At 54.8% G+C, this 3,682-nt stretch carries 5 protein-coding genes and 1 pseudogene; 2 read left to right on the top strand and 4 right to left on the bottom strand.

The annotated features are described in order from the left end of the window. Both KF784_19835 and KF784_19830 read right to left on the bottom strand, forming a co-directional pair. A partial coding sequence (locus KF784_19835) for a replication initiation factor domain-containing protein (GenBank protein MBX3121312.1) occupies nt 1-894 on the bottom strand: 894 nt, incomplete at its 3' end. Nucleotides 895-1,038: 144 nt separating this feature from the next. Beyond that, the gene (locus KF784_19830) at nt 1,039-1,287 is read right to left on the bottom strand and encodes a hypothetical protein (GenBank protein ID MBX3121311.1); all 249 of its coding nucleotides are present in this window, start codon (nt 1,285-1,287) and stop codon (nt 1,039-1,041) included. A gap of 346 nt (nt 1,288-1,633) precedes the next feature. Here KF784_19830 and KF784_19825 point away from each other — a divergent pair, with 346 nt between their 5' ends. Together KF784_19825 and KF784_19820 are read left to right on the top strand one after the other, a co-directional pair. Next, nucleotides 1,634-2,005 carry a hypothetical protein gene (locus KF784_19825; GenBank protein MBX3121310.1) on the top strand — a complete coding sequence of 124 codons (372 nt, stop codon included), beginning with the start codon at nt 1,634-1,636 and terminating at the stop codon, nt 2,003-2,005. 151 nt (nt 2,006-2,156) lie between these two features. After that, nucleotides 2,157-2,630 (top strand): hypothetical protein, encoded by a 474-nt coding sequence (locus tag KF784_19820; GenBank protein ID MBX3121309.1) that lies wholly within the window; start codon nt 2,157-2,159, stop codon nt 2,628-2,630. A 195-nt stretch (nt 2,631-2,825) separates the two neighbouring features. Here the strand turns inward: KF784_19820 and KF784_19815 are convergent, their stop codons facing one another. Both KF784_19815 and KF784_19810 read right to left on the bottom strand, forming a co-directional pair. Continuing rightward, nucleotides 2,826-3,236 (bottom strand): type II toxin-antitoxin system VapC family toxin, encoded by a 411-nt coding sequence (locus KF784_19815; protein MBX3121308.1) that lies wholly within the window; start codon nt 3,234-3,236, stop codon nt 2,826-2,828. Further along, nucleotides 3,236-3,472, bottom strand: a pseudogene (locus KF784_19810) (antitoxin family protein). Before KF784_19810 ends, KF784_19815 begins: the two are co-directional and overlap by 1 nt. Nucleotides 3,473-3,682: the final 210 nt, after the last annotated feature.

Genomic DNA, 3,682 nt, shown 5'->3' with positions numbered 1-3,682 from the left:
CAGTAGCCATTCTTCCCCTCCAGGGGTGGCGCAAATCACCGCCAACATCGGCGTCAGGGTGTCACTCACCCATCGTTTCACGTGCTGCAGGGTCTGCACCTGCTGCTCCTGGGCCAATCGCCCCTTTTGAAACCCCTCCGTCAGGAGGGCGTACCACTCCAACACGGGAGCCCGGTAGCGTTCTTCCTCTTCGGTGTCTTTGGTAATGTCACGGAAATCCACATAGGACCGAAGCAAGCCAATCACCAACGCCTTCCAATCGGCTTCGTCTAACGTGGCCAATGCTCGGGCACACTGTTCGGCTCGATCCTTCTTGAGTTCTAGTTCCCACCGTGTTCCGTATTCCTGATAGTGCTCTTGTCCTTTGCTCTGGAGTTCGAGCCGCTTGTCGTAAATCCGCAGCAGGGTTTGGCTCTGAGGACTCCCAAAGTACATCGTCTCGCCCGTCGTCGCTCCTGTTCCGTGTGTGAGGTTGGAGACGATATGCCGAACCTGCGCGGCACGAGCCACGCATTGGCCTGCCGATACGGCCTCTCGTATGGTTGCCACCGGCACCGTGCCCGCTCGGTCATCCAGGGCACAGTCAATGCGCGTCACGTGCCCTTGCTGCTTATGCACCCATTGCAGGAGCTCTCGGATTTGGTCCAGTGTCAGGGCGGACGCGAGGCCGCCTGACAAGTCCACATGAATTTCATTCGGACGCCGAGGGGCATTGGTGCCCAATTTGCCGACCCCGCGCAGACCGTCAGTTCTCATCCACGATAAGGGATAGCCTCGGAAGCCGCCTTTCGCCTTGCGCCAATCGCCGCCAAGCACCTTCATGGTCTCTTGCGGATTGCTGGCCAGGACGGTAAACGCCAGCCAATCTATGGAGAGAGTGAATCCAGACTCCATGGAACCTATCGAACTCCTGTAATGAGCGCTGTAGGTAGCGCCCCCGTGTTACCAAGACGGGGGCCATTCCGTTCCGCCCCGCAGCCTTCCGGCATGCGGCGCGGACCGGCATCACCTCTTGATGGTAGGCCGGATAGCACGTTCCTAGCGTCCCTCCGTGGTCGGTCGGACAAGCTTCTGTCTGACTACGCCAAAGGCTTTTTCTCCGACCTCTCGCGCCACGATTTTGATCGCCTCGGCCTTGCCATCCATCACCATGCTCATGAGGACCGCACCACGGACGTACTTGGACACGGTCGTGCCTTCGTCCTGAGCACACCGCTCGATCAGTTTGCGTTCTTGGTCGGTGACCTTGAACTGTAGTGTTTCGGTCTTTGCGTCATCGGTCCGCATAGCTCCTCCCTATTATATATATTATATCATATATTATATGCACGGCAATATCAAGTTGCCTATTTTGACCTGGACTCACCATACACGGCGTTTCGGTCTTTTGTCGTATGCGGCAACCACATACACCTAAGATTGCTGGACGTCATAACATCGGTAGGAATTCACCCTACCCCATATGATACGAGCCTTCCCCCCCTGAAGCTCAGTAGCTGGCTCACAACCCGCCCTGTAGATTCACACGCAGCATTCGATATTTCGTGAGATAACGCACATTCAGTCGTTCGAATAATAAGACGAATGAGCCAATTAACTCTCAGCTCATCGGTAATTACAAAGGAGAAACAGAATGAATAAGCTGTCTCGTTGGTCCACTCTGGCTCTAATGAGCTGTGTAATCCTGACCGGGTGTAGTTCCACCGGAAATCTCGGAATTGTGACAAAACCTTCTGCCGATAACGCCGAGCGTCTCCGCTCAGGCGTGAAGTTCGAAGAACTCGGTCCAGTAGAAGGTTCATCCTGCCGGCATTTTGTGCTCGCCGTGATCCCTTTCGGAGATGGCAGCTTCTCTAAAGCAGTGGAGGATGCGCTGTCCGCTCGAGGCGGAGATGCATTAATCAATGTCACGGTGACGAACAGCCTCTATGGCTTCATTCCGATCTATAACGTCTACACCTTCACCTGTACGTCAGTCAGCGGCATTGCGGTTAAATATAAATGACCTTGAAGCGCGGGAGTGGCCGATGAGATTGATAAAAATAGGTCTTCAGGTAACTGTGTTGTCGTTGTCGTGCCTGGCCACAGGCTGCATGATGGTACGAGGTGACCAACTTCAACCACCCACGCAATGGCCACCTGACAAGCCTCTACAAATGAAATCGATAGCCCTTGCGGTGAAAAGTCAGTTTGAATCCAGCGGCCAATCGAAGCAAAACGAAGCAGCCATGCATCTCATTGAAGGGCAGGCGCAGAAGGCATATGCGGATTCGGCGCTTTTCTCTCATGTCACGGTGTCGAAGGAACAGGCGGACCTGCTGGCCGAGATTCAAATTACGGAAGATGGAAATAAGGCCCTGGCAGGCATCTCTGGATTTATAAGTGGGTTTACGATGGGGATCATTCCAGGTTACGCCCATGCAACATTGACAAGTCAGACAGTCTTCAGAAACAACGCCGGGGAAGAGATCGGGACGATTAAGAAATCAGAATCCATTTCGTTTTGGATTCAACTCTTTCTGGTGGCCGTCATGCCGTTCCGAGATGAACCAAAGGTGGTCGCGCGGGACGTGTATTATGATCTGAACCGTGCAACTTTAGCGGAGGCTCGATCTAAGGGTTACTTCTGATCAGACAATGAAGGCCTGCCCAGGGGTGTCCTCCATCACCGCTTCACCAATGCGTGAGCAGACGAATTCCTTTCGGAGGAGGTATCGGTGCTTCACTGCGAACGTCCATCCAGCAGATGCGGGGGAATCAACGCTGCATAGTAGCTGGTGTGATCGTTGCGGAAAAACAGTCTCGATGTGGGTATGCGGTTAAGCCTACCGTTTCCAGCTTTCGACGATGAGGCCAGCGATGCGCTGGAAGTGCGCGAGGTTGTTCGTAATCAACGGACGCTGCGCGTCCAAGGCAGTAGCGGCAATGAGCAGGTCGGCATCGGGCAGCAAGGCCCCCTGTCGATGGAGATCGCCGTATAACGTCGCCGCGCGCTCTACGACTTGATCCGTAATCGGGAAAATGAGACTGGCTTGGCAGAGCAACGTGAAGGCCGCCTCTTGAGTTCGTGCCTGTTTCGCCTTCAGTCCCCGCAGGAGTTCATAGCGCGTGATGATTGAGAAGGCTAGCCGCTGGTGCTCCGCCAGATAGCTCCGCACCCGCTGCACGACGAGAGGATGTTGCTTGAGCAGTTCGGAGAGAATATCGGTATCGAGGAGGACAGCCGGTTGCGGCATTAGGCAGCCGGCTCACGGAAGAAGTGTTGCCGATCCAATGCGATGGACTCGACCTGCGTGATCTCGTCGGCACTCAGCCCTTGATAGACCTGCGCCGCACGCCGCAGAATTTCGTCCGTACCGAGCGCAAGGTCGGTATCGACGGTGACCTGCACTTCCGCGTCATCGGCCAAGGCAAGAGGTTCCAACGGCTGTAACACTCCGTCATGATAGCGGGCTTTGATTGTTTGTCGCATCGGAAAACCCTCCCCTGCATTCGCCCATTGGCGGCGGTGCCTCGGTAGATGCCTATTCTACTCAAACGGCGTCCAAATCTCACCACTTGTCGCAAGAACGCCCATTAGCCTGCAAAATGAGTTGGGCCGTCGCTGGCCCTGACTGACGGTCTCAGTGAAGGGGTTCACCCCAAACACTGTGCTAAATTTGTGCTAAATAGTTTCAAGAAC

This window comes from Fimbriimonadaceae bacterium (genome assembly GCA_019638775.1).
Taxonomy (GTDB): Bacteria; Armatimonadota; Fimbriimonadia; order Fimbriimonadales; family Fimbriimonadaceae; genus JAHBTD01.
The sequence above is the reverse complement of the archived record's forward strand: the minus strand, read 5'-3'. Positions and strand labels throughout refer to the sequence as shown.

Excerpts from the sequence above, each read along its gene's own strand:
- KF784_19830 (MBX3121311.1), bottom strand. The coding sequence starts at position 1,287 with ATGCGGACCGATGACGCAAAGACCGAAACACTACAGTTCAAGGTCACC.
- KF784_19825 (MBX3121310.1), top strand. The coding sequence starts at position 1,634 with ATGAATAAGCTGTCTCGTTGGTCCACTCTGGCTCTAATGAGCTGTGTA.
- KF784_19820 (MBX3121309.1), top strand. The coding sequence starts at position 2,157 with ATGAAATCGATAGCCCTTGCGGTGAAAAGTCAGTTTGAATCCAGCGGC.
- KF784_19815 (MBX3121308.1), bottom strand. The coding sequence starts at position 3,236 with ATGCCGCAACCGGCTGTCCTCCTCGATACCGATATTCTCTCCGAACTG.